21 protein-coding genes are annotated in these 25,078 nt (G+C 69.7%); 10 read left to right on the forward strand and 11 right to left on the reverse strand.

Going from position 1 to position 25,078, the window contains the following annotated elements; genetic code table 11:
- Nucleotides 1-32: 32 nt before the first annotated feature.
- Both ACEN9V_RS16800 and ACEN9V_RS16805 read left to right on the forward strand, forming a co-directional pair.
- Complete coding sequence (locus ACEN9V_RS16800; protein ID WP_413601269.1) at nt 33-1,535, forward strand: alpha-N-arabinofuranosidase; 1,503 nt, start codon at nt 33-35, stop codon at nt 1,533-1,535.
- Nucleotides 1,536-1,743: 208 nt separating this feature from the next.
- On the forward strand, nt 1,744-2,271 hold the full coding sequence (locus ACEN9V_RS16805) for a hypothetical protein (RefSeq protein WP_413601270.1): 528 nt from the start codon (nt 1,744-1,746) through the stop codon (nt 2,269-2,271).
- Nucleotides 2,272-2,286: 15 nt separating this feature from the next.
- On the opposite strand, the gene ACEN9V_RS16810 is transcribed toward ACEN9V_RS16805, so the two are convergent.
- The gene (locus ACEN9V_RS16810; RefSeq protein ID WP_413603077.1) at nt 2,287-3,273 is read right to left on the reverse strand and encodes a LacI family DNA-binding transcriptional regulator; all 987 of its coding nucleotides are present in this window, start codon (nt 3,271-3,273) and stop codon (nt 2,287-2,289) included.
- 183 nt (nt 3,274-3,456) lie between these two features.
- On the opposite strand from ACEN9V_RS16810, the gene ACEN9V_RS16815 reads away from it, so the two are divergent.
- The 4 genes from ACEN9V_RS16815 to ACEN9V_RS16830 all read left to right on the forward strand — a co-directional run bounded on the left by ACEN9V_RS16815 (nt 3,457) and on the right by ACEN9V_RS16830 (nt 8,639).
- On the forward strand, nt 3,457-4,392 hold the full coding sequence (locus ACEN9V_RS16815) for a carbohydrate ABC transporter permease (protein WP_413601271.1): 936 nt from the start codon (nt 3,457-3,459) through the stop codon (nt 4,390-4,392).
- A complete protein-coding gene (locus ACEN9V_RS16820) occupies nt 4,389-5,366 on the forward strand; it encodes a carbohydrate ABC transporter permease (RefSeq protein WP_413601272.1) in 978 nt (325 codons plus the stop codon). Before ACEN9V_RS16815 ends, ACEN9V_RS16820 begins: the two co-directional genes overlap by 4 nt.
- Before the next feature lie 55 nt (nt 5,367-5,421).
- Nucleotides 5,422-6,756 carry an ABC transporter substrate-binding protein gene (locus tag ACEN9V_RS16825; RefSeq protein WP_413601273.1) on the forward strand — a complete coding sequence of 445 codons (1,335 nt, stop codon included), beginning with the start codon at nt 5,422-5,424 and terminating at the stop codon, nt 6,754-6,756.
- Nucleotides 6,757-6,827: 71 nt separating this feature from the next.
- Entirely contained in the window at nt 6,828-8,639 is a 1,812-nt protein-coding gene (locus ACEN9V_RS16830; RefSeq protein ID WP_413601274.1) for a glycoside hydrolase family 35 protein, read from the forward strand.
- 106 nt (nt 8,640-8,745) lie between these two features.
- Here ACEN9V_RS16830 and ACEN9V_RS16835 read toward each other — a convergent pair whose 3' ends face one another.
- The gene (locus ACEN9V_RS16835) at nt 8,746-9,045 is read right to left on the reverse strand and encodes a biopolymer transporter Tol (protein ID WP_413601275.1); all 300 of its coding nucleotides are present in this window, start codon (nt 9,043-9,045) and stop codon (nt 8,746-8,748) included.
- Nucleotides 9,046-9,089: 44 nt separating this feature from the next.
- On the opposite strand from ACEN9V_RS16835, the gene ACEN9V_RS16840 reads away from it, so the two are divergent.
- On the forward strand, nt 9,090-10,163 hold the full coding sequence (locus tag ACEN9V_RS16840) for a spore photoproduct lyase family protein (RefSeq protein WP_413601276.1): 1,074 nt from the start codon (nt 9,090-9,092) through the stop codon (nt 10,161-10,163).
- 25 nt (nt 10,164-10,188) lie between these two features.
- On the opposite strand, the gene ACEN9V_RS16845 is transcribed toward ACEN9V_RS16840, so the two are convergent.
- Both ACEN9V_RS16845 and ACEN9V_RS16850 read right to left on the reverse strand, forming a co-directional pair.
- The gene (locus tag ACEN9V_RS16845; RefSeq protein WP_413601277.1) at nt 10,189-11,286 is read right to left on the reverse strand and encodes an SDR family oxidoreductase; all 1,098 of its coding nucleotides are present in this window, start codon (nt 11,284-11,286) and stop codon (nt 10,189-10,191) included.
- A gap of 37 nt (nt 11,287-11,323) precedes the next feature.
- Complete coding sequence (locus tag ACEN9V_RS16850) at nt 11,324-11,722, reverse strand: DUF3253 domain-containing protein (protein WP_413601278.1); 399 nt, start codon at nt 11,720-11,722, stop codon at nt 11,324-11,326.
- Nucleotides 11,723-11,789: 67 nt separating this feature from the next.
- On the opposite strand from ACEN9V_RS16850, the gene ACEN9V_RS16855 reads away from it, so the two are divergent.
- Nucleotides 11,790-13,136 (forward strand): alpha-amylase family glycosyl hydrolase, encoded by a 1,347-nt coding sequence (locus tag ACEN9V_RS16855; protein WP_413601279.1) that lies wholly within the window; start codon nt 11,790-11,792, stop codon nt 13,134-13,136.
- A gap of 124 nt (nt 13,137-13,260) precedes the next feature.
- Here the strand turns inward: ACEN9V_RS16855 and mmsB are convergent, their stop codons facing one another.
- From mmsB to chvE, 3 genes are all read right to left on the reverse strand, one after another.
- A complete protein-coding gene (gene mmsB / locus ACEN9V_RS16860) occupies nt 13,261-14,442 on the reverse strand; it encodes a multiple monosaccharide ABC transporter permease (protein ID WP_402729358.1) in 1,182 nt (393 codons plus the stop codon).
- Nucleotides 14,429-15,958 (reverse strand): multiple monosaccharide ABC transporter ATP-binding protein, encoded by a 1,530-nt coding sequence (gene mmsA, locus ACEN9V_RS16865; RefSeq protein WP_402729710.1) that lies wholly within the window; start codon nt 15,956-15,958, stop codon nt 14,429-14,431. The genes mmsB and mmsA overlap by 14 nt, the downstream gene beginning before the upstream one ends.
- Before the next feature lie 123 nt (nt 15,959-16,081).
- The gene (gene chvE, locus ACEN9V_RS16870; RefSeq protein WP_413601280.1) at nt 16,082-17,212 is read right to left on the reverse strand and encodes a multiple monosaccharide ABC transporter substrate-binding protein; all 1,131 of its coding nucleotides are present in this window, start codon (nt 17,210-17,212) and stop codon (nt 16,082-16,084) included.
- A 181-nt stretch (nt 17,213-17,393) separates the two neighbouring features.
- Between chvE and ACEN9V_RS16875 the strand changes: the two genes are divergently transcribed.
- Nucleotides 17,394-18,437, forward strand: a complete 1,044-nt coding sequence (locus ACEN9V_RS16875) for a substrate-binding domain-containing protein (RefSeq protein ID WP_413601281.1) — start codon at nt 17,394-17,396, stop codon at nt 18,435-18,437.
- Nucleotides 18,438-18,469: 32 nt separating this feature from the next.
- Here ACEN9V_RS16875 and ACEN9V_RS16880 read toward each other — a convergent pair whose 3' ends face one another.
- The 4 genes from ACEN9V_RS16880 to ACEN9V_RS16895 form a co-directional block, all read right to left on the reverse strand.
- The gene (locus tag ACEN9V_RS16880) at nt 18,470-19,420 is read right to left on the reverse strand and encodes a carbohydrate ABC transporter permease (protein ID WP_402729360.1); all 951 of its coding nucleotides are present in this window, start codon (nt 19,418-19,420) and stop codon (nt 18,470-18,472) included.
- Nucleotides 19,421-19,424: 4 nt separating this feature from the next.
- Nucleotides 19,425-20,366 (reverse strand): carbohydrate ABC transporter permease, encoded by a 942-nt coding sequence (locus ACEN9V_RS16885; protein ID WP_413601282.1) that lies wholly within the window; start codon nt 20,364-20,366, stop codon nt 19,425-19,427.
- A gap of 62 nt (nt 20,367-20,428) precedes the next feature.
- Nucleotides 20,429-21,736 (reverse strand): ABC transporter substrate-binding protein, encoded by a 1,308-nt coding sequence (locus tag ACEN9V_RS16890; protein ID WP_413601283.1) that lies wholly within the window; start codon nt 21,734-21,736, stop codon nt 20,429-20,431.
- 4 nt (nt 21,737-21,740) lie between these two features.
- Nucleotides 21,741-23,765 (reverse strand): glycoside hydrolase family 127 protein, encoded by a 2,025-nt coding sequence (locus tag ACEN9V_RS16895; RefSeq protein ID WP_413601284.1) that lies wholly within the window; start codon nt 23,763-23,765, stop codon nt 21,741-21,743.
- A gap of 147 nt (nt 23,766-23,912) precedes the next feature.
- On the opposite strand from ACEN9V_RS16895, the gene ACEN9V_RS16900 reads away from it, so the two are divergent.
- Nucleotides 23,913-24,902 carry a LacI family DNA-binding transcriptional regulator gene (locus ACEN9V_RS16900; protein WP_413601285.1) on the forward strand — a complete coding sequence of 330 codons (990 nt, stop codon included), beginning with the start codon at nt 23,913-23,915 and terminating at the stop codon, nt 24,900-24,902.
- Nucleotides 24,903-25,078 lie beyond the last annotated feature (176 nt).

The following is a 25,078-nucleotide window of genomic DNA, read 5'->3' on the forward strand; positions in this document are numbered from 1 at the left end:
ACGCCTGATGCCCAGCAGATCGAAGGAGATCCATGCCCCGCACACACCTCGTCCTCGACTCCGCGTTCACGGTGGGGCCCGTGCGCCGCCGGCTCTTCGGTGGCTTCGTCGAGCACCTCGGACGCCACGTCTACGACGGCATCCACGAACCCGCGCACGAGAGCGCCGACGAGCACGGCTTCCGCAAGGACGTCATCGAGCTCGTCAAGGAGCTCGGCGTCACCACGATCCGCTACCCCGGCGGCAACTTCGTCTCCGGCTACAAGTGGGAGGACGGTGTCGGCCCGGTCGACGAGCGCCCCCGTCGTCTCGACCTCGCCTGGCACTCCACCGAGACGAACGAGGTCGGTCTCCACGAGTTCCAGCAGTGGCTCGACTCCGTCGGGTCGGAGATGATGCTCGCCGTCAACCTCGGCACCCGCGGCACCGAGGCGGCCATCGAGCTGCTCGAGTACGCGAACATCCCCGGCGGGACCGCCCGTTCCGAGGAGCGCAAGCGCAACGGCCGCGAGGAACCGTTCGGCGTGACGATGTGGTGCCTCGGCAACGAGATGGACGGGCCATGGCAGCTCGGCCACAAGAACGCCGACGACTACGGCAAGCTCGCAGCGATGACGGCGAAGGGCATGCGCCAGATCCAGCCGGACCTCGAGCTCGTCATCTGCGGGTCGTCCGGTGCGTCGATGCCGACTTTCGGGGAGTGGGAGCGCACCGTCCTCGAGCACGCCTACGACGACGTCGACTACATCTCCGCGCACGCGTACTACGAAGAGGGCGACGACCTCGCCACCTTCCTGGCGTCCGGCGTGAACATGGACCGCTTCATCGACACGGTCACGACCGCAGCCGACCACGTGCAGGCGCACAAGAAGTCCGACAAGCGCATCGACATCTCGTTCGACGAGTGGAACGTCTGGTCCATCTCGAAGTGGAACGAGATGCAGAAGGAGTTCACCCTCGACGAGTGGCCGGTCGCACCGCGCCTGCTCGAGGACGTCTACACGGTGGCCGACGCCGTCGTGGTCGGTGGCCTGCTCATCTCGCTGCTGCGCCACGCGGACCGTGTCGCATCGGCGTCGATCGCCCAGCTCGTCAACGTGATCGGCCCGATCATGACCGAGCCCGGTGGCGAGGCATGGCGACAGACCACCTTCTTCCCGTTCTCGCTCACGTCGAGGCTCGCCCACGGCACCTCGCTGCAGGTCATCGCGTCCGGTGACACGGTCGACGGTGGCACGTACGGCGAGGTCCCGGTCGTGGACTCCGCCGCCACGATCGAGGACGGCAAGGCCGCCGTGTTCCTCGTCAACCGTCACCCCTCGGAGAGCACGACGGTCACGATCGACCTGTCCGGGCTCGACGTCACGGGTGACGTCCACGCTGAGGGCGTCTGGGACGACGACCTGCACGCGGTCAACGACCTGGCGAACACGTCGCGGGTCGGACTCCGGACGAACGAGACGGCTCGCCGCGAGGGTGACACCGTCACGATCGAGCTCCCCCCGGTGAGCTGGACGGCGCTCTCGATCGGGTAGCGCGCGCTGGCGTGCGCTTCCGCGCGGAGGAAGTCGAAACGCGCGTAGGAGGTCGGTTCTTCCGGCCCCCTACGCGCGTTTCCGCTTTCCCGGTCGCGCGTGATGGGCCAGGTCGCGCGTGATGGGCAGGAACGCGCGCGCCGCCGGACGGGAGGCTCGGTGCCGGACTGCCACGAGCCTCCCGTCCGGAGCGGGTACCGTCCATTGCATGCGCGGCGTCGGACTGATCGATGAAGCCGGCCGGATGCGGCTGGTCGGCTCCGGCGTGGCCGGAGCGGCGTTCGCCGTCGTGCTCGTGATGCTCCTGGTGTCGCCGTGGGCCGGTGCGACGACGGGGGTGCTCGTCGCCGTCGCGATCCCCGTCGGTGCCGCCGGTGCAGCGATCGGGGCGTTCCTGACCGTGCGCTCGTGGCGGCTCGGAGGCGGGTACGAGCGCGTCGTCGCGGTGCAGCGGTGGGTGGCAGAGGGCGAGGTGCCCGCCGGTGTCCCCGCCGCGGTGTGGATCCCGCTCGTCCAGGCCGAGGCCGACAAGCAGGTCGCGGGCTGGGGGAAGATCGTGCTCGCGGTGTGCTGGGGAGCGATGACGTGGTCGATGCGTGACCAGCAGCCGCCGGTGCTGACGGCGATCCTGCTCGCGCTGTGGGCGGGGCTCGCGACGTGGAGCGCGGTGTGGGTGATCCCGCGGGCGCGTGCCGCGCGGGACGTGCTCCGGCGGGGCGTCGCGACGCTCGAGTGACCGGCCGTCCGTCGATCAGCTCGGCGGGGCCGCCGTGCTCGCGCGCTCGACCAGGCGTACGGGGACGAGATCGGTGCCCGCGTCCGCGGTGTCGCCCGAGATCTGGGCGAGCAGGGTGCTCACCGCGAGCCGGCCGACCTCGTCGAAGGACTGGTGCACCGTGGTGAGTGGCGGCCAGAACGAGTCGGATTCCGGCGAGTCGTCGAAGCCGACCACGCTGAGCGACTCCGGGACCGCGCGACCCTGTTCGTGGCACGCGCGCAGGATGCCGAGCGCGGTCTGGTCGTTCGCCGCGAACACGGCGGTGATCTCCGGGCGACGGGCGATCTCGAGCCCGGCGCGGTAGCCGGACGCCGTGCCCCAGTCGCCCTCGAACACCGGGGGGACCGTGCGCCCCGCTGCTTCGAGGGTGCCCCGCCACGCGGCGAGGCGTCGTGCGGCGGAGTACGACGAGGCCGGGCCGGCGACGTGCCAGACCGTGTCGTGCCCGAGGTCGAGGAGGTGCTGCGTCGCCAGGCGGGCACCATCGGCCTGGTCGGTGTCGATCGCGGGGTGGTTCGTGGTGCCGGTGGAGTCGACGACCACGACGGGTACACCGTCGGGCAGCGCGACCTCCGCGGTGTCGATGACGTGCGACTCGATGATGATCACGACCCCGTCGACCGCCTGCTCGTGGAGTCGGGAGAACGCCGAGCGCACGCCTTCTTCCGTGCGCGACGCCATCGGCAGCAGCGTGATCGTGAAGTCGGCGGCACCGGCGGCGTCGGCGATCGCTTCGAGGGTGCGCATGTTGCCGAAGGACGCGAGCGTGAACATGATCACGCCGATCGTCCGGAAGCGCCCGGAGCGCAGGGCCCGAGCGGCTCGGTTCGGCCGGTAGCCGAGATCGGTCATCGCACGCTGGACCCGGTCGCGGGTCTCGGGGCTGACGTTGTCGAAGCCGCGGGCGACGCGGGAGACGGTCTGCATCGAGACGCCGGCCGCATCGGCGACCGCGGCCATCGAGGGCGCCCGACGCACGCTCGGGTCGATGTCCGTGGTCACGCCGTTCCCCTCGTCCAGACGACGCGGATCGCGACCGTCAGACCCGAACGCTAGCGCATGTTGACGTTGCCATGCTATCGTCGCGTCGGTCGATGTTGACGTCAACATCACGCACCCGAACGCAGCAGACGAAGGAGTCACATGAGCACGCTCGCAGCGCGCCCGGCAGCGGCGACCGCGCCGGCATCGCCACCGCGACGTCGACCGAAGGCCCGCGGCCGCTACACGGGCTGGCTGTTCGTCGGCCCGTTCGTCGCCGTCCTGGTCCTCATGCTCATCGTCCCGATCGGGTACGCGCTCTGGCTCAGCCTGTTCCGCGACCAGCTCGTCGGCGGCAACCAGTTCGTCTGGTTCGCCAACTACGTCCAGCTCTTCCAGGACTCGCAGTTCTGGACCGGCTTCGGACGCGTCGGGATCTTCCTCGTGATCCAGGTGCCGATCATGCTCGGACTCGCCCTCGTCGCGGCGCTCGCCCTCGACAGCGCCCGGCTCTGGGGCAGGTCCTTCTTCCGCATCGCGGTGTTCCTGCCGTACGCGGTGCCCGGGGTCGTCGCAGCACTCATCTGGGGCTTCATCTACGGCAACCAGTTCGGCCTGACCGGAGCGGCGAACCACGCACTCGGCATCGACCTGCTGCAGCCGTTCAGCCCGACCTGGGTCCTCACGTCGATCGGGAACGTCGTCACGTGGGAGTTCCTCGGCTACAACATGCTGATCTTCTACGCGGCCCTCCGCACCGTCCCCGGCGAGCTCTACGAGGCAGCCGAGCTCGACGGTGCCGGGCCCTTGCGAACCGTGTTCTCGATCAAGCTGCCCGCGCTCCGCGGCCCGATGGTCATCGCCACGATCTTCTCGATCATCGGCAGCTTCCAGCTCTTCAACGAGCCGAACCTGCTGAAGACCCTCGCCCCGAACGTCATCGGCTCGTCCTTCACGCCGAACATGTACGCCTACTCGCTGTCCTTCAGTGGCCAGCAGTTCAACTACTCCGCCACCGTCGCGATCGTGATGGGCGTGATCACCGCGGTGATCGCCTACGTCGTCCAGGTCCGCGGTACCCGACAGGAGAACCGATGAGCACCCTGCAGCACCCCGCCGCCGGTCCCACCCAGCCGGCCACGGTGACCGAGGCGACCACGACGCTCCGCGACGGACGCGCCGGCGCTGGACGAGCCTCCAGGAAGACGAAGCAGCCCGTCGACGGACGCAAGCCGAAGCGATCGGGGCTCCTGACCGCGGTCATGATCGTCTTCGTCGTCTACTCGTTCGCGCCGCTGTTCTACCTGCTCGTGAACAGCACGAAGACGCAGTCGTCGCTGCTGTCGACCTTCGGACTCTGGTTCGGCGGCGACTTCAACCTCTGGCAGAACATCGTCGACACGCTGACGTACAACGACGGCATCTTCCTGCAGTGGTTCGGCAACACGCTCCTCTACGTCGTCGTCGGGGCCGGTGGTGCGACCCTCCTCGCGACGGTCGCGGGCTACGGCATGGCGAAGTTCCAGTTCCCCGGCCGTCGCGCGGTCTTCGCCGTCGTCCTCGGCGCGATCGCAGTGCCGGGTACCGCGCTGGCCGTCCCGACGTTCCTGCTGTTCTCGCAGGTCGGGCTCACGAACACCCCGTGGGCGATCATCCTGCCGTCGCTGATCAGCCCGTTCGGCATGTACCTGATCTGGACCTACGCGGTCGACGCGATCCCGGCCGAGCTCCTCGAAGCCGCCCGCATGGACGGCGCCGGGGAGTTCCGGATCTTCTTCACGATCGCGCTCCGACTCCTCGCACCAGGTGTCGTCACCGTCCTGCTGTTCGCGGTCGTGGCGACCTGGAACAACTACTTCCTGCCGCTCATCATGCTGAGCGACCCGAAGTGGTACCCGCTCACCGTCGGGCTGAACCAGTGGAACGCGCAGGCCACCGGCTCCGGTGCGCAGCCGATCTACAACCTCGTCGTCACCGGATCGCTCCTCACGATCATCCCGATCGTGGTCGCGTTCCTCTTCCTCCAGCGCTTCTGGCAGTCCGGCCTGGCGGCCGGGTCCGTCAAGGCCTGAGCAGCACCCACCACAGCAGCACCACCCCCACCACGAAGAAGTGAAAGGCATCCGCATGCACAAGCGCATCCGGCGCGGGCTGAGCGCCCTCGCCATCGGCGTCACCGCCGCCATCGCCCTGGCGGCCTGCGCCTCCGGCGGTTCCTCCGCCGGCGGGTCGTCGTCGGACATCGACTCGGCGCTCGCGAAGGGCGGGACGCTGACCTACTGGTCGTGGACCCCGTCCGCGAAGGCCCAGGTCGCCGCCTTCGAGAAGCAGTACCCCAAGGTGACGGTCAAGCTCGTGAACGCCGGCACCGGTGCCGACCAGTACACGAAGCTGCAGAACACGATCAAGGCAGGCTCCGGTGCCCCCGACGTCGCGCAGGTCGAGTACTACGCCATCCCGCAGTTCTCGCTGTCGGACTCGCTCCTCGACCTGTCGGGCTACGGCTTCGGTGACCTGAAGAGCAAGTTCGCGGCCAGCACGTGGAGCTCGGTCACCAGCGGCGACAAGGTCTACGGCCTCCCGCAGGACTCCGGGCCCATGGCGTTGTTCTACAACAAGAAGGTGTTCGACGAGCACGGCATCGCCGTGCCGAAGACCTGGGACGAGTACGTCGCCGCGGCCGAGAAGCTGCACGCCGCCGACCCGAACGCCTACATCACCGCGGACTCCGGCGACGCCGGCTTCACCACGAGCATGATCGCCCAGGCCGGTGGCACGCCGTTCACCACGAAGGGCGACAAGGTCACGATCGACCTCGCCGACGCCGGGACGAAGAAGTGGACGAGCACCTGGAACGAGCTCGTCGAGAAGGGCCTGCTGTCGAAGACGGTCGGCTGGACCGACGACTGGTACAAGCAGCTCGGCAACGGGCAGATCGCCACGCTCATCACGGGCGCGTGGATGCCGGGCAACCTCGAGGCGAGCGTCGCCGACGCGTCCGGTGACTGGCGTGTGGCTCCGATGCCGACGTACGACGGCTCGAAGGCCGTCACGGCGAACAACGGTGGCAGCGCCGAGGTCGTCATGAAGCAGTCGAAGAACCCGGCCCTCGCAGCAGGGTTCCTGAAGTGGCTGAACTCGTCCAAGGAGTCCACGAAGGTCTTCATGGAGTCCGGTGGCTTCCCGTCGACCACCGCCGACCTGGAGTCGTCGTCGTTCCTCAACGAGGAGCCGTCCTACTTCGGCGGGCAGAAGATCAACGAGGTCCTCGTCGACGCGTCGAAGTCGTCCGACAACGACTTCACCTACCTGCCGTACCAGGTGTACGCGAACAGCGTCTACGCGGACACCGTCGGTCAGTCGTACGAGAAGGGCACGTCCCTCGAGTCCGGGCTGCAGGCCTGGCAGGATGCGCTCGTGAAGTACGGCAAGCAGCAGGGCTTCACGGTCTCGACCAAGTAGCGCCAGCAACCCCCACCCGGGGCCGCGCGGACGGCTGTCCGCGCGGCCCCGCTCTCTGAAGGAGTCACACCATGCGCTTCGCCATCGGCGACACCGACTTCCTGCTCGACGGCGAGCCGCACCGGGTCCTCTCCGGCGCGATCCACTACTTCCGCGTGCACCCCGACCTGTGGGCGGACCGGATCCACAAGGCCAGGCTGATGGGCCTCAACACCATCGAGACCTACGTCGCCTGGAACGCGCACGCACCGTCACCCGACGTCTTCGACCTGACCGGCGGCCTCGACCTCGGCCGGTTCCTCGACCTCGTCGCCGCCGAGGGCATGCACGCCATCGTCCGCCCGGGCCCGTACATCTGCGCCGAGTGGACCAACGGCGGCCTGCCGTACTGGCTGTTCACCGACGGCACCGTCGGCGTCCGCCGTGACGAGCCGCAGTTCCTCACGGCGGTGCAGGACTACCTCGACGCCCTCGCTCCGGTGCTCGTGCCCCGCCAGATCGACCACGGCGGGCCGATCGTGCTCGTGCAGGTCGAGAACGAGTACGGCGCCTACGGGTCCGATCCCGTCTACCTGACGAAGCTCGAGCAGATGCACCGCGACATCGGGCTCACCGTCCCGTTCACGAGCGTCGACCAGCCGATGGGCACCATGCTCGAGGACGGGTCGCTGCCGTCGCTGCACAAGACCGGCTCGTTCGGATCCCGCTCGGCGTCGCGCCTGGAACGGCTCCGGCAGGCCCAGCCGACCGGGCCGCTGATGTGCTCCGAGTTCTGGGACGGCTGGTTCGACAGCTGGGGTGAGCACCACCACACGACCTCCGCCGCCGCGAGCGCCGAGGACCTCGACGTGCTCCTCGCCGCCGGCGGCTCGGTGAACATCTACATGTTCCACGGCGGCACGAACTTCGGCTTCACGAACGGCGCGAACGACAAGGGCGTGTACCGGCCGATCGCGACGTCCTACGACTACGACGCGCCGCTCGACGAGGCCGGGCGACCGACGTCGAAGTTCCACGCCTTCCGCGCGGTCATCGAGCGCTACGCGCCCGTCCCGGAGCTGCCGGAGTGGATGCAGCCGGGTGGGTCCGGCCTGGAGGCTCGGCGCACCCCCGCCACGGACGTCGCCGTCCGACTCGATCGGTCCACCGCCATGGGGACGCTGCTGCCGCACCTCGCGTCGTGGACCACGCACGACACCCCTCCCACGTTCGACGCACTCGGTGCCGCCTCGGGCTTCGTGCTGTACCGGACCGAGGTCGACCTGCCAGTCGGCGGTGTGCTCACCGTCGGGGAGGAGGTGCGCGACCGCGTCCTCGTCAGCATCGCCGGTCGTCCGGTCGGTGTCCTGGAACGCGAGCACCACGACCGCGCCATCGCGCTCCCGCCGGGCTCCGGGACGCTGGAGCTCCTCGTCGAGGACCAGGGCCGCGTCGACTACGGGCCGCGCATCGGTGAGCCGAAGGGCCTGATCGGGGGTGTGCGCATCGACGGTGCCCTCCTGGAACGCTGGACGGCGTCACCGCTCGCGCTCGACCCGCTCCCGGACGCCGCGCTCGAGGCGCTGCGCGCGATCCGGCCGACGGACGAGGGGGCGCCCGACGGCGACCTGCTCGCTGGGCCGGTGTTCGCGCTCGGGACGTTCGACCTCGCCGAGGCGGGGGACCGGTACCTGTCGCTCCCCGGGTTCCGGAAGGGCGTGGCGTGGGTGAACGGGTTCTGCCTCGGCCGGTACTGGTCCCGCGGCCCGCAGCACACGCTCGCCGTACCAGGACCCGTGCTGCGTGCCGGGCGGAACGAGGTCGTCGTGTTCGAGTTGCACGCGGCCGCGTCGCGCTCGGTCTGCCTGCGCGTCGAGCCGGATCTCGGCCACACCGAGGCCTGAGTCGAATCCCGCGTGGTGAGTCGAATCGCGCGTAGGAGGTCGGTTCTTCCGACGCCCGACGCGCCTTTCGGCTTTCCAGGGCGGGTGTGATGGGACGGATCGCGCGTCAGGGGTCGAGGGCGTCGAGTTCGGCGAGTGCCCGCTTGGCGTCCGCGATCCGGTCGGCCTCCTGGCGCTCCCACCATTCCGGCCCGCGTTCACCGAGGCCGTGCTTGGCGATGCCGTTCCGGTGCCGAGCGGCTGCGAGCGCGTCGTCGTCTCCGGACCGCTTCGCCTGCTTGACGGCGTTCCGCCCACGACCCAGGTGCGAGCGGAGCGCCGCCGCGACGTCCTCCGGGAGTGCCGGGTCCGTCCGGCGCCAGCGTCGGCCGTCGACGACGAAGAAGTGCTCGTCGGGTTCGCTCATGCCCCGAGTCTGCACCGTCGGGGGTCTCCGGTAGACAGGGTGCGATGACCGCTCCCCGTGCACGCCCGCTGCTCGACGTCCGACGGATCTACGCCGAGCCCGCTGCCCTCGAACTGCCCCGCGGCGTCGAGGTCGTCGGCCGCTGGCCCGATGCCGAGATCGTCCCGGTGGCCTCGCACTGGAACATCCCCGAGGTACACGGCGACGAACGCAACGTCCAGCGCTGGGTGCGCATCAAGACCGAGGCCCTCGTGCTCGGCGTGAAGAAGTCGCTCGTCACCCGTCCGAACGGGCGCTCCGCGGACTTCATCGCCCCGTCCACGGCGAACGGCTGCGCGATGGCGTGCTCGTACTGCTACGTACCGCGGCGCAAGGGGTACAGCAACCCGGTCACCGTCTTCGCGAACATCGAGCAGATCACGAAGCACGTCGCCCGGCACGTCCACAAGCAGGGGCCGAAGGCCGAGCCGAACCAGTGCGACGCCGATGCGTGGGTCTACGACATCGGTGAGAACAGCGACTGTTCCGTCGACGCCCTGATCGGCGACAACGTGCGGGACCTCTGCGACCTGTTCCGGATGACGCCGACGGCGAAGGCGTCCTTCGCGACGAAGTACGTGAACCGCGAGCTGCTCGACTGGGACCCGATGGGGCGCACCCGGATCCGGTTCTCGCTCATGCCGCACGACACCGCGAAGCTCGTCGACATCCGGACGTCGCCGGTGTCCGAACGGATCCGCGCGGTCGACGACTTCGTCGACGCCGGGTACGAGGTCCACCTCAACTTCTCGCCGGTCATCGTCACCCCGACGTGGGAGCAGGACTGGGCGGCACTCCTGCGCGAGGTCGACGACGTCCTGTCCCCGCGGGCCAAGGCGCAGCTCGCGGCCGAGGTGATCTTCCTGACCCACAACGAGCAGCTCCACGAGGTCAACCTCGGGTGGCACCCGAAGGGCGAGGAACTCCTGTGGCGCCCGGACCTGCAGGAGTCCAAGGTGTCGCAGAACGGTGCCGTGAACGTCCGCTACCGGTCCGGCACGAAGGCGCAGCTCGTCGAGCGCTTCCGGGAACTCGTCGCCGAGCACCTGCCGTCGTGCCGGATCCGGTACGCGTTCTGACGCGGGCCAGGGTCCCGCGGGCTGGTCAGGGGATCAGTCGCTCGGCGCGGTAGCGGGCGAAGAGGTCCGCGAACGCCCGCTCGGTGCGGCGGTAGGCGGTGAACCCGGCCTCGCGGCTCTTGCCCATGTCGGTGACGACCTCCATCGCGCGGCCGAGGTCGGCGTCGGTGTGCCACCACGAGGCGAGTCGCGAGATGTCTGGTTCCACGAGGCCGTGCCGCTCGGCGATGCCCGCCCACGACGACTCGTACGGCGCCATCTGCTGTTCGAGCGGTCGCGGCGCGTCCTCGTAGCCGACGACCCGCGCCGGGTCCACCCCGAGGTGTTCGGCGAGCCGCGGCCACATCCACCGCCACCGGAAGACGTCGCCGTTGACGATGTTGAACGCCTCGTCGGCGCCCGCGGGATCCGTCGACGCCCAGACCATCTGCTCGGCGAGGACACCAGCGTCGGTCATGTCGGTGAGGCCGTTCCACTGCGCCTCGCTGCCGGGGAACACGAAGTCGAGGTCGAGCTCCTTCGCGATGGTCGCCTGGACCGCCAGCGTGAGCCCCATGTTCATGGCGTTACCGACCGCGTGGCCGATGACGGTGTGCGAACGGTGCACGGACCAGGTGAAGCCCTGCCGCTCGGCCGCTGCGAAGAGTTCGTCCTCTTGCGCGTAGTAGAAGTTCGGGGTGTCGAGCCGTGGCTCCTCCTCGTGGAAGGGCGTGTCGGGCATCGCACCAGCGGCGTAGGCCTCGAACGGGCCGAGGTAGTGCTTCAGCCCGGTGACCAGGGCGACGTGTTCGAGCGGGGCGTGGTCGAGCGCGGCGAGCAGGTCACGGACCATGCCACCGTTGACCGCGATGTTCTCCGCCTCGGTCGCCTGCCGTTGCCACGCGGTGAAGAACACGTGCGTCGGACGTTCGTCGGCGAGCGCAGCGCGCAGGGCATCCGCGTCACGGAGGTCGGCGGCGACACCGCGGACCCCGTCACGCGTGCCGGCACGCCGCGAGAGCGCGGCGACGTCCCACCCTTCGCGGGTGAGCTGCGCGACGAGGGCGGAGCCGGTGATGCCGCTCGCCCCCACGACGAGTGCGCGGCGGTGGTCGGCGGACGGTGTGGTCTCGACGGAAGTCATCGTCGTCGTCAACAGCTGTCGGGTTGCCGGTGTTCCCTCACTGCGGACGACGGATCCGGATCGGCCCCTTCGCCGTCGACGGATCCACGACGTTCCCGCCCTGGGTGATCTCGACCTCGCCCCTCGCCACCATGCGACGAGCCGCCCGACGTGCCGGCTCCATGAGGTCGCGCCAGTCGTCCGGGTCGAGGGAACGGGCCACTTCTGACGGGCAGATGCTCGACGTCCGGGCCCGGGCGGCGAGCAGCTCGTCGATGCGTTGCTCGAGTGCGCGGTCGGTGGCGTCGACGCCGTGCTTCCGGCAGGCAGCCGAGCACCACTTCGCCTCGGGTGCTGCTGACGAGGGCATCCGGCGGCCGCATGCGGCGCAGGTCTTCTCGGCCTGTGCCGACTCCACCCGATCGGCGTCCGCCGCGGTCCTGATCGCTCGTCCCATGCCAGCCATCCTCGTCCCCGTGTCCGGTTCCGTACACAGCACAGGTCCGGCTGGCACGATCGTGGCGGTGAGCACCGACACCGTCCCGTCCCTCCCGCCCGAGCCGGACTGGGTCGCGCACGTCATGTGGTGGCACGTCTACCCGCTCGGCTTCGTGGGAGCGGACGTCCGCCCGGAGACGCCCGTGGCCGACCGCCCCGTGGACCACCGGCTCGACCGGATCACGGGCTGGCTCGACCACGTGGTCGGTCTCGGGCTGAACGGACTGCTGCTCGGCCCGGTGTTCCAGAGCTCGACGCACGGCTACGACACCGTGGACCACTTCCGGATCGACCCGAGACTCGGCGACGACGACGACGACGACTTCGACCGGCTGGTGTCCGCTGCGCACGAGCGCGGGATCCGGGTCCTGCTCGATGGGGTGTTCAACCACGTGGGACGGGACCACCCCGCCTTCCGGGCGATCGAGGCGGACGGTCCCGCCGCGGAGTCGGCATCGCTGTTCGGGATCGACTGGACCGGGTGGAACCCCGGCGACCCGGTGCCGGTGGGGCTCTTCGAGGGGCACGACATCCTCGTCGCACTCGACCACGGCAGCCGCGAGACCGAGGACCTCGTCGTCGAGGTGATGGCGCACTGGCTCGGCCGCGGGGTCGACGGGTGGCGGCTCGACGCGGCGTACGCGGTGCCGCCGGAGTTCTGGGCGCGGGTCCTGCCGCGCGTGCGCGAGCGCTTCCCGGAGGCGTGGTTCAGCGGTGAGGTGATCCACGGCGACGCGGCGGCGATCGTCCGCGCGTCGACGATGGACTCAACCACGCAGTACGAGCTCTGGCAGGGCATCTGGCACGGCATCGCCGACCGGAACTGCCACGAGCTGGCGCACGCACTCGAACGACACGTCGCGCTCCTCGAGACCTTCGTCCCGACCACCTTCGTCGGCAACCACGACGTCACGCGCATCGCGAGCGCCGTGGGGGACCGGTTCGTCGGGCACGCCGCTGCGGTCCTGTTCACGGTGGCGGGCACGCCGATCGTCTGGGCGGGCGACGAGTACGGGTGGACCGGGGTGAAGGAGGAACGGGTCGGCGGCGACGATGCCGTCCGCCCGGCGTTCCCCGACGCCCCGCCGGCACCGGACGCGACGACGCACACGTACGAGGCCCTCGTCGCCCTCCGGCGTCGGAACCCCTGGCTGCACCGGGCGCACACCGACGTCGTGCACCTGACCAACACCGCTCTCGTGCTCCGCACGGCGACGGCGGACGCCGTCGTGGTGACCGCCCTGAACCTGTCGGACGACCCCGTCGAGCTGCCCGTGGCCGACGCGACGCAGGTGGAGGCGGGCGGTGGTGCCGTGGCGGACGGGACCGTGCGCCTCCCGTCCGCCGGCTGGGCCGTCCTGACCCGCGCCTGACCCGCGCGTGCCCCTCACTCCACACCGCGAAAGCGACAGATTCCCGCTGATGTCCAGCGGGAATCTGTCGCTTTCGCGGAAGCGGGGGGGCGGAAGCGCGGGAGGCGGAAGCGGGGGAGGTCCGCTACTTGCGCGCGGACGCGGCTCGACGCTTGTTGAACACGTCGAACGCGACGGCGGCGAGCAGCACCAGGCCCTTGATGAGCGACTGGAACTCCGTCCCGACGCCGAGGATCGACATGCCGTTGTTCAGGATCCCGATGATGAGACCACCGACGATGGCGCCGGGCACGGTGCCGATACCGCCCGTGACCGCCGCGCCACCGATGAACACCGCGGCGATGGCGTCGAGCTCGAAGCCGTTGCCGGCGCTCGGCGACGCCAGGTTGAGCTGCCCCGTGAACACCACGCCCGCGAGCGCCGAGATCACGCCCATGTTGACGAACAGCAGGAAGGTCACGCGCTTCGTCTTCACACCGGACAGCTGCGCGGCGAGGGCGTTGCCGCCGATCGCGTAGATGTGCCGGCCGAACACCGCGCTCCGCATCACGAGCGAGTACACGACGACGAGCACACCGAGGATGACGAGCACGATCGGGGTGCCGTTGTAGCTCGCGAGGAGCAGCGCGACGTACATGACGAGCGCGACCGTGAACACGAGCTTCGTCAGGAACCAGGCGAACGGCTCGTCCTCGAGCTGGTACTTGCGACGCGTCGCCCGACCGCGGAACGCCGTGAGGACGAGGACCGCGGCGGCGACGATGCCGAGGATCATCGTCAGCGGTTCGTAGCCGGAGCTGCCGAACGCCGGCAGGAAGCCGGAGCCGAGTGAGCGGAAGCCCTCGGGGAACGGCGAGATCTGCTGGTTCTGCAGGGCGATCTGCGCGGCACCGCGGAACGCGAGCATGCCGGCGAGCGTGACGATGAACGCCGGGATCCCGAAGTACGCGATCCAGAATCCCTGCCACGCGCCGACGAGGGCGCCGATGACCAGGCAGAGCACGACCGCGACGGGCCACGGCACGTGCCACTGCGTGATCATGACGCCGGCCATCGCCCCGGTGAAGGCGACGACGGACCCGACGGACAGGTCGATGTGGCCGGCGATGATGACCATCACCATGCCGATCGCGAGGATCAGGATGTAGCTGTTCTGGACGATCAGGTTCGAGACGTTGATCGGGGCGAGGGTGATCCCGCCCGTCGTCACCTGGAAGAAGATGACGATGACGATCAGCGCGATGAACAGGCCGATCTGTCGGAGCTGCCCGGTGAGGTAGCCGGCGGCGGACTTAAGCGCGTTCATTGACAGGGGTCTCCCGTTCCTGGGTCATGTACTGCATGAGGACCTCCGGCGTCGCCTCCGCGCGGGGGACGTCGGCCGTGATGGTGCCCTCGGAGAGCGTGTAGATGCGGTCGCAGATGCCGAGCAGTTCCGGGAGCTCGGAGGAGATCACGATGATCCCCTTGCCCTGGTCCGCGAGCGCGTTGATGATCGTGTAGATCTCGTACTTCGCGCCGACGTCGATGCCTCTGGTCGGCTCGTCGAGGATGAGCACGTCGGGGTCGGCGTACATCCACTTCGACAGGACGACCTTCTGCTGGTTCCCGCCGGAGAGCTTGCCCGTGACGACGTTGACGTTCGGCGCCTTGATGTTCAGGTTCTTCAGGAACTGCCGGGCGACCGTGGTCTCCTGCGAGCCGTTCACGAAGCCCCACTCGGCGAGCTTGCCGAGTGCGGAGCCGGAGATGTTCCGCTTGATGTCGTCCAGCAGGTTCAGGCCGTAGCGCTTCCGGTCCTCGGTCGCGTAGGCGATGCCGTGGTCGATCGCCTGCGACACCGTGTGGGTCTTGATCGGTTCGCCGCGCTTGTACACGGTGCCGCTGATCCCGGTGCCGTACGAGTGGCCGAAGACGCTCATCGCGAGCTCGGTCCGCCCGGCACCCATGAGTCCGGCGATGCCGACGATCTCGCCCTCGCGGACGTTGAGGCTCGCCTGGTGGATGATCTCGCGGGACGCGTCGAGCGGGTGGTGGACGGTCCAGTCCTCGATCCGCAGGAGCTCCTCGCCGACGTGCGACTCGTGCTCCGGGTAGCGGTTCGACAGGTCGCGACCGACCATGCCGCGGATGATCCGGTCCTCGGAGACCTCGCCTCCGTGCATGTCGAGCGTCTCGATCGTCTGGCCGTCACGGATGATCGTGACCTTGTCCGCGATCGCCTTGATCTCGTTGAGCTTGTGGCTGATGATGATCGCCGTCATGCCCTCGGCCTGCAGTGACCGGATGAGGTCGAGCAGGTGCGCCGAGTCGTCGTCGTTGAGCGCCGCCGTCGGCTCGTCGAGGATGAGCAGCTTCACGCGCTTCGAGAGCGCCTTCGCGATCTCGACGAGCTGCTGCTTGCCGACTCCGATGTCGACGATCTTCGTGACCGGGTTGTCCTTCAGCCCGACGCGCTCCAGGAGCGCGGCGGCCTCGAGGTTCGTCTTGTTCCAGTCGATGAAACCGCCTGACGACCGCTCGTTGCCGAGGAAGATGTTCTCCGCGATCGACAGGAACGGGCTGAGCGCGAGTTCCTGGTGGATGATCACGACGCCCGATGCCTCGGAGTCGTTGATGCTCGAGAACGACACGGGGGACCCGTCGAGCAGGATCTCGCCCTCGAACGTGCCTGCGGGGTAGACCCCGGACAGGACCTTCATGAGCGTGGACTTGCCGGCGCCGTTCTCGCCGCAGATCGCGTGGACCTGGCCGCGCTCGACCTCGATCGAGACCCCCTGCAGGGCCTTGACGCCGGGGAACGTCTTGGTGATGTCACGCATCTCGAGGATGGTGTCCGTCACGTCGACCGCCTTCCGTAGTGCGCGCGGTGCGCGCGAGTGGAGACGGACAGGAGGCTCGGCGCGGTCTGGCACCGAGCCTCCTGTCCGTCAGATGGTCGCGACCTACTTGAGGTCGGCTTCGGAGTAGTACCCCGAGTCCACGAGGACCTTCTGGTAGTTCTCCTTGGTCACCACGGTCGGCTGGAAGAGGAAGGTCGGGACGACCTTCACCTTGTTGTCGTACGTCGTCGTGTCGTTGACCTTCGGCTTCTTGCCGGAGAGCAGGTCCTCGGCCATCGACGCCGACTTCTCGGCGAGCTGGCGGGTGTCCTTGTAGATCGTCGAGTACTGCTGACCGGCGATGATCGACTTCACCGACGCCTGCTCGGCGTCCTGACCGGTGATGGTCGGGAGCGGACGGTCGGACGTGCCGTAGCCGGCGCCCTGGAGCGCCGAGATGATGCCGATCGACATGCCGTCGTACGGGGAGAGCACGCCGTTCAGCGTGGTGCCGCCCGAGTACGACTTCGCGATGAGGTTCTGCATGCGGGCCTTGGCGGTCGCCGGGTCCCACTGCAGCGTGGCGGCCTGCGTGAAGCCGTCCTGGCCGGAGCCGATCTTCAGCGTGCCGTCGTCGAGGTACGGCTTGAGCGTCTTCATCGCGCCGTTGAAGAAGAACGTGGCGTTGTTGTCGTCGGGTGAACCGGCGAAGACCTCGATGTTGAACGGGCCCTTCTCACCGGTCTTCTTGCCGTCGGCGTCGAGGACACCGAGGCCGGTCAGCAGCGAGTTCGCCTGGTCGACACCGACCTTCTCGTTGTCGAACGACACGTAGTAGTCGACGTTCTTGTTGCCGGTGAGCAGGCGGTCGTACGAGATCACCTTGATGCCGGCCTTCGCGGCGGCGTCGAGCTGGTCGGAGAGCGACCCGCCGTCGATGGACGCGACGATGAGGACCTTCGCGCCCTTCGTGATCATGTTGCTGACCTGCTGGACCTGCTGCGGGATCTTGTTGTCCGCGTACTCCAGGTCGACCTTGTAGCCGGCCTTCTCCAGGTCGGCCTTGACGGCGTTCCCGTCCTTGATCCAGCGCTCGGAGACCTTGGTCGGCATGGCGACGCCGACGAGGGCGCCCTTGTTGTCGCTGCTGCTGCCCCCGTTGTCGGTGGAGGCGCGTCCGCCGGCCGAGCAACCGGCCAGGGCGATGGCGATGCCGAGGGCTGCGACGCCCGCGACGATCCTGCGCTTCATCATCGAAGTACCTCTTGTTCCTCTCGCGTCGTCATCGACGCGCTCGGTGTGCCACACGGCTGCACTGCCGGTGTCTGCTCTGAGTGAGCGCTCACATACTGGGCGTTGTGTACCGCCCTGTCAACTCTTCGTGACCGATTCGCGATGTGGTCGTGATCGCCGCACTGCGCGGTACGGTGTCCGGGTGACGACCACCACGGCCGCGAGCGGCAAGGGGCGCAAGGCCCCGACGATCTTCGACGTCGCCGAGCGCGCAGGGGTCTCACACCAGACCGTCTCCCGGGTGATCAACGGCGATCCGACCGTCCGCGACGGCTTCCGGTCCCGTGTGACCACGGCCATCGCCGAGCTCGGGTACCGCCCGCGTGCTGCGGCTCGCGCGCTCGCCGGCGGGCGCAGCAAGGCCCTCGGACTGGTGACGGCGGGCGACGCGCTCTACGGACCGTCGAGCACCGCGATCGGCTTCGAACGCGCGGCCCGGCACGCCGGCTACCACGTGCTGCTCTCGACCCTGCCGGAGGACCCACGGCCGTCCGACCTGTCGGGGGCGCTCGCGACGCTCCTGGCGCAGGACGTCGCCGCGATCGTGCTCGTCGCCGCCGACAACCGGGTGCTCGACGCCCTCGCGTCGCTGGCCGTCCCGGTCCCGGTGCCGGTCGTCGTCTCGAACGCCGTCCAGCGTGACGCGCCGACGGTCGGCCCCATGACCGCTGCCGTCGCCGCGGTCGCGATCGACCAGGTCGCCGGTGCCTCGATGGCGATGCGGCACCTGTTCGACCGGGGACACCGACGGATCGTGCACATCACCGGACCGACCGTCTCGCAAGAAGCCCAGGTGCGCCGCGCGACCTACGTGCGCCTGATGGAGTCGGCCGGTCTCGACCCGGTCGTCCTCGACGGCGACTGGACCCCGGCGAGCGGGTTCGCGGCCGCGCGGTCCCTCGACACGACGGCCGTCGACGCGGTGTTCTGCGGGAACGACCAGATGGCGCTCGGCGTCCTGCACGCGTTCGCCGACGACGGGCTGCGGGTGCCGGACGACATCGCCGTCGTGGGCTTCGACGACATCCCGGAGGCGGCACACTTCACGCCGCCGCTGACCACCGTGCGGCAGGACTTCCGGGCGATGGGGGAGCAGGTGCTGGCGACCGTCAGGTCCCTGGTGGAGGGCGAGCCGCTCGACGAGATCCTGCTCCAGCCGTCGCTGGTGGTGCGCAGGAGCGCCTGAGCCGTGCGGCCCCGCCCGGCCCGGCCAGGGATCTAGCCCTTGAGTGCTCCTGACGACAAACCGGCGACGTAGAACCGCTGCAGGCCGACGTAGAGCGCGATGCACGGGATCATCGCCACGACCGACCCCGCCACGAGGTTGCCGTACGACACCTGCCCGTAGGCACCCGTCTGCAGGTTGAGCAGTGCGACGGGCAGCGTGTACAGCGAGTCCTTGGTGAGGAACGTCAGCGCACCGAGGAACTCCGTCCACGACGCCAGGAACGCGTACAGCGCCGCGGTCGCCGCCCCGGGGAGGAGCAGCGGACGGAGCACCGACACGACGACCCGGAAGCGGGACGCCCCGTCGACGAACGCGGAGTCCTCGAGGTCCGGCGGGATCGACTCGAACGCGTTGCGCATCACGAAGACCCCGAACGGCAGGTTCACCGTCGTGTAGAACAGCACCAGCCCGAGCAGCGAGTTGGTCAGCCCCATCGCGTTCATCTCGAGGTACAGCGGCGTCAGGATGGCCTGGAACGGCACCATCATCGTCAGGAGCACCAGGCCGAACACCAGGCCGGACCCGCGGAACCGGAAGCGTGCGAACCCGTAGCCGGCCATCGTCGCGAGCACGGCGGTCAGGACGGCCGTGCACACCGACACGATCACCGAGTTCAGCAGGCCGGTCAGCAGGTGGGACGACGACCCGAACACGGCCGCGAAGTTCTCCCAGCCCAGCCGGAAGAACGTGGCGGGGTCTGGGGCCGAGGTGATCACGGCCTCGGACTGGAACGCCCGGAGGATCGACCAGATGAGCGGGACGCCGAACACCAGTGCGGAGCCGATGCCCGCGATGGCGTAGAGCGTGCGTTTCACCGCGGTGTCGCGGGGGTGCTGCACGCTGCCCTGGTGGTGTCGACGGCGTCCGCCGGGGGTCGTGGTCAGCGTGCGGGTCGACAGGTCGGGACCGGGAGCGGCCGCACGGGTGGTCGTGGTGCTCATGGCGTCAGTCCTTCTCTCGGAGTGCCCAGAACTGGAACAGCGTGACGGCCGCGATGACGACCACCAGTGCGATCGACTCCGCGGTCGCGGCGCCGAGCTGCAGGTTCACGAACCCGCGGTTGTAGATGGCGTTGACGATGGTCGTGGTCTCGGTGCCGGGGCCGCCCTGCGTCAGGATGTAGAACTGGTTGAACGCGAGCAGGGACCCGATGACCGAGATGATCACGCTCAGCGCGACCGTCGGCCGGATCATCGGGAACGTGATCATCCGTTCGGTCTGCCACCACGACGCGCCCTCGAGCTGCGCCGACTCGTAGACCTCGTCCGGGACGCCCTGCATCGCCGACATCAGGAGCACCATCGTCAGGCCGGAGACCGCCCAGACGACGAGCACGCAGATGAGCACCGTCGCGAGCGGGCCGTTCACCAGCCAGGCGGTCGTGCCGTCGGTGATGTGCAGCCAGCGCAGGACCATGTTGACGGCGCCGGAGGTCGGCTGCGCCTCGAGCACGAGCATGAAGCTCAGGGTCGTCAGCCCGACCACGTACGGCAGGAAGAACACCGTCCGCAGCACCGTCGAGCCACGTCGCCGTGCGCGGACGAGCACCGCGAGGAAGTACCCGAGCACCAGGATCGGCACGGTGACGATCGCCGTGTACAGCAGCGTGTAGCCGATCGCGTGCACGAACGTCGGGTCCTGGAACAGCGTCGCGTAGTTCTGCAGGCCGATGAACCGGTACGGGCCGATCAGCGGCCAGTTCGTGAACGAGATGTAGAGCGCGAAGAGCAGTGGCGCCAGCACGAACACGGCGACGAACGCGATCGCCGGCGTGACGAGCAGCGCACCCGTGCGTGGCGGGTGGGTGAGCGAGTTCCGGGACGGGGCACGGCCCCGGCCGATCGGGCGGCGTCCGACGGACGAACGCCGAGCGGAGATGGTCGACATGGCATGCACCTCACTGTGCAGAGCGGAGCAGGACGGAGCGGAGCGGGACGGAGAAGGGGCGGTCAGGCCTGGACCTGGTCGAGGATGCGCTGGTAGTCGGACTGCGCGGTCCGCATCGCAGCCGAGACGCCGGCGCCGAACACGGCCTCGCGGAACATCGCGAAGTACGGCGACGACGGCTGGTTGACGAGCAGGTTGTAGGCGAGGGTCTGCGGTGCGTAGCCCTTGTCGATGGCGTCGAGCGGACCGTACGCCAGCGGGAACTGCTTCCGGTACGCGGGCGTCGCGGCGTCCGCCCTGGTGGGGAAGTACCCGCCGTTCGGCAGCAGCTGCTGCTGCTCGAGCGAGTTCGCGTACTGCATGAACGCCCAGCCGCCCGACGGGTTCGCGGCGCCGTTCGGGATGCACATGTTGTCGCCGCCGTCGAAGAACGACCGCCGGCCGTCGGCGCTCGGGATGAGCACCGTCTGCATCTTCGCGCGCATCGCCTTCGTCGCCGCTGGCACGGCCGCACCGTACGAGGTCGGCATGATCCCGACCTTGCCCGCCCGGAAGTCAGCGCCCCACGTGGTCCCCGCGTCGGAGTACGTCGCGCGGCTGAGCACGCCGTCCTTCCAGAGCTGCCGGTAGAACTCGAGCATCTGCTCGAGGGCGGTGTTGCCCGTGATGTTCGCCTGCTGCTTCCCGACCTCGCCGGACATCATGTCGACGCCGGTTGCCCAGACGTGCGGCTGCGTGACGAACCCGATGATCCCCGCGGCGTTGCCGGAGATCGTCCACCCGTAGACGTCGTCGCCGAGCTTCCGGAGGCGCTTCGCCGCGTCGAGCAGGGTGGCGAGGTCCTTCGTGGACTCCTCCACGTCGAGCCCGGCGCGGTCGAACAGCTCGGTGTTCACGAACAGCTGCGAGTTGTCCGCCAGGTACGGCAGTCCGTAGAGCCGGTCGCGGTACTCCAGCAGACGGAGGTGCCCGGTCGAGAGCTCGTCGTAGTAGTCGAGCCCCTTGACGACGTCGGTCAGGTCGGCGAACGCCTCGCGGAAGATGAACAGCTGCGAGTTGATGTCGTCGAGGTCGACGACGTCCGGCGGCTCGCCGCCGCGGATGGCGGTCGCGAGCTTCGTCACGTACTGGCCGTCCGGCACCGGGGTCAGTTCGACCTGCAGGTCCGGGTGGCTCTTGTTGAAGCCGGCGACCGCGCTGGTCAGGCCGGCTTGGGTCGCTGCGCGACACCAGACGTGGACGGTGCCCGTCGCCTTCTGGCCGAAGCCGGCGACCTGGGCGTCGACCTGCGGCAGGGTGCCGGAGCATCCAGCCAGGGCGAGTGCGGCCCCGCCGGCGAGGCCGCCGACGAGGAACCCTCTGCGGTCCACGACGTCACCGGGCGTTCAGCGGGAGCCACACCCGCATCGGGACGGCGCCGCGGTTGGCCCAGGCGTAGTACGGGATGGCGACGGCCGTCACGGCCGTCACGGACGTGTCGGATGCGTCGGATGCGTCGGACGGGAGGCCGGGGTCGGCCCCGCCGCCGGCCGTCGCGTCGTCGACGCCGGTCGCGGCGCGGGCCGCATCCGGGCCTCCCGACCGGGTCGCGGTACCGAGACGGCGGTAGGGCCAGGCTGCCTGCGCGTGCTCCGCCGGCGCGTGCGCCGGGATGCGCAGCGTGACGATCCCGTCGAGGAGGTCGTCGCGCGCGTCCTCGGTGATCGCGGCGTCGGCGCCGATCGTCAGGTCGTCGACGGTGAAGCCGTCCTGGTCGGGCTGCTCGACCGCGTAGACGAGCGGGCCCCGCTCGATGGCGACCTGTCCGCGTGCCGCGTCGATGCGCGCGTCGGCGACGAAGCGGTGCGGGCTCGTGTCGAAGGCGATCTCGACGGTGTCGCCGGCGTGCCACGCGCGCTCGATCGTGTGCAGGGTCCCGGGCTCCGGGTGCTGCGTCTCGCCGTCGACGGCGACCGTCGTCGTGTCGGACCACGCCGGGATCCGCAGACCGAGGGCGAGCGGGCCGTCCTCGGTCACGGTGACGCGGACGGCTCCGTCGTGCGGGTACCCGGTCTCGATCGTGACCGGGCCGAGGTCGGCGGTCGCGTACTGGTGCACCTGCAGGCCGCCCTCGGTCGCCGTCGCCAGGTACCCGTCGAGGCTCGCGAACGTCCGCATGATGTTCGGCGGGCAGCACGCGCAGTCGAACCAGCCACGGCGGCCGTGCGCGGGGGAGCGGTTCTCGTCCGCGTGCGCGTGGTCCCGGTGCTGGAGTGGGTTGACGTAGAAGTACTCGGTGCCCGCGAGGCTCACACCGGGCAGGAACGCGTTGTACAGCAGGCGCTCGACGGCGTCCGCGTACTCGGGCTTGCCGGTCGCGAGGAGCAGCCGCCATGCCCACTGGATCCCGCCGATCGCCGCGCAGGTCTCGGCGTAGCCGCGGTCGGTGGGGAGCTCGTACGGGTCGCCGAACGCCTCCCAGTCCCACCGGGCACCGAGGCCGCCCGTGATGAACGCCTTCGTCGCCATCATGTCCGCGAACTGGCGCTCGCTCGCGGCGAGGAGCTCGGCGTCGCCGGTCTCGATCGCGACGTCCACGGCGCCGGCGGCCAGGTACACGGCGCGGACGGCGTGCCCCTCCACCGTGGTGGCCGTCCGGCTCGGGACCCGGTCGGAGAAGTACGTCGGCTCGCCGCCTGCTCGCTCGATGATGCCGTGCCCGCGGGCGTCGACGAACCAGTGCGCCAGGTCCAGGTATGCGCGGGTGCCGGTCTCGCGGTACAGCTCGACGAGCCCCATCTCGACGACGGGGTGGCCGTCGATGTCGCGTGCCTGACCGTCCCCGTCGCCGAACGTCCGCACGAGGTGGTCGGCGTTCTTCGTCGCGACGTCGAGCAGCGCGGTGTCGCCCGTCGCGCGGGACTGTGCGACCGCTGCCTGCATGAGGTGCCCGGCGCAGTACATCTCGTGGCTCCACTTGAGGTCCGTGTAGCGGGCGCCGTCGAAGCGGACCTGCTGGACGGAGTCGATGTAGCCGTCGTCCGCCTGGGCCGCCGCGACGAGCGCGGTGACCTCCTGCTGCAGGGCTCTGAGGTCCTCGGCGGGGGCTCGACCGAGCTCCCACGCCACCGCCTCGAGCCACTTGTAGACGTCCGAGTCCATGAAGATCGGGCCGACGACGTCGCCGGACTCCGTCCCCGCGGCGATGCGGAGGTTCCGGAAGTTCCCGGCTGCCTCGAGCTGGCGGTACCCGTCGCGGATGGCGTCGGCGCCGTTCCGCTCCTGCCGGAGCGCCCAGAAGCCCCCGGTGATCCGGGCGTCGCCGGACGGCAGCGGGCGGAAGGCGAGGTGCGCGTCGGCGGTCGGGAGGACCGGGGTCGCGGTGCGTGCGCGGTGCTCGGTCGCGAGCGTTGTGGTCATGTCGTCTCCTGGTGGTCATCGTCGACATCGTGCGGAAAACGGTTTCTGGAGCGTGACGCTACGACAGGTCCCGGTGGTGCGCAAGACCGACTTGCTGAGATGATCGTATGATCGTGATCTCGCTGCCGATCCGGAAAGGGGATTGCCGTGACTCTGGAACGTCCAGCGCGGATCACCGACGTCGCGGCGCTCGCCGGGGTGTCGATCGGCACCGCGTCGAAGGCCCTCAACGGGACCGGGCAGCTCCGCGACTCCACCCGAGAACGGGTGAAGGAAGCCGCCGACAAGCTCGGGTTCGTCGGGGACGCCCGGGCGCGGGCGCTGTCCTCCGGGCGGACCTACACCGTCGGGATGATCACCACGGACTCGTTCGGCCGGTTCTCGATCCCGGTGCTCCTCGGAGCCGAGGACGTCCTCTCCGCCGGGCAGATGGCCGTGCTGCTCTGCGACACCCGTGACGACCACGTCCGGGAATCGCACTACCTCCGCTCGCTCGTCGCGCGGGGCGTCGACGGCATCATCGTCACCGGGCGCTCGGCCGATGCGCGGCCCCCGATCGACGTGTCGATCCCCGTCGTCTACGCGTTCACCCCGTCGACCGACCCGGCTGACGTGTCCGTGACGGTCGACGACGCGCACGGTGCCGGACTCGTCGCGTCCCACCTCGTGACGATCGGCCGCCGGCGGGTCGCGATCGTCACCGGTCCGGCGCGACACCACTCGGCGTCGAGTCGTGTCTCCGGGGCGTCGGAAGTGCTCGGCTCCCGGCTCGTGGTGCCGCCGATGTACGGCGAGTGGTCCGAGCGCTGGGGACGCCAGGCTGCCGACGTCCTGCTCCGCGGGGACGACGACGTCGACTCGATCGTGTGCGGCAGTGACCAGATCGCGCGGGGCGTGTGCGATCGGCTGCGCGAGGCCGGGCGGTCCGTGCCCGACGACGTCGCCGTCACCGGGTTCGACGACTGGGACGTGATGGCGCTCGCGAGTCGTCCGCCGCTGACGACGGTGGACCTGCGCCTCGAGGAGCTCGGTCGGGTCGCCGGGCGGTCACTGCTCGACCTGATCGACGGCGCCGCGCCGGAGTCCGCCGTCGTGATCCCGTCCCTCGTCCTCCGCGAGAGCACCCTCGGCGCCTGACGCGCGCGCCCCCGCCCCGCCTGACGCCCGCCCGCCGCGCCTGACGCGCCCGCGCCCGGCCCCGCCCGCGCCTGACGCGCCCGCCGCGCCTGATGCGCCTGACGCGCCCGGCCCCGGCCTCCCGTCTCGTTGGCGACCGGCCACGACACCCCGCTCAGTTCTGCCGGATGGTCGCA

The organism is Curtobacterium sp. Curtsp57, from assembly GCF_047324335.1.
Lineage (GTDB): Bacteria > Actinomycetota > Actinomycetes > Actinomycetales > Microbacteriaceae > Curtobacterium.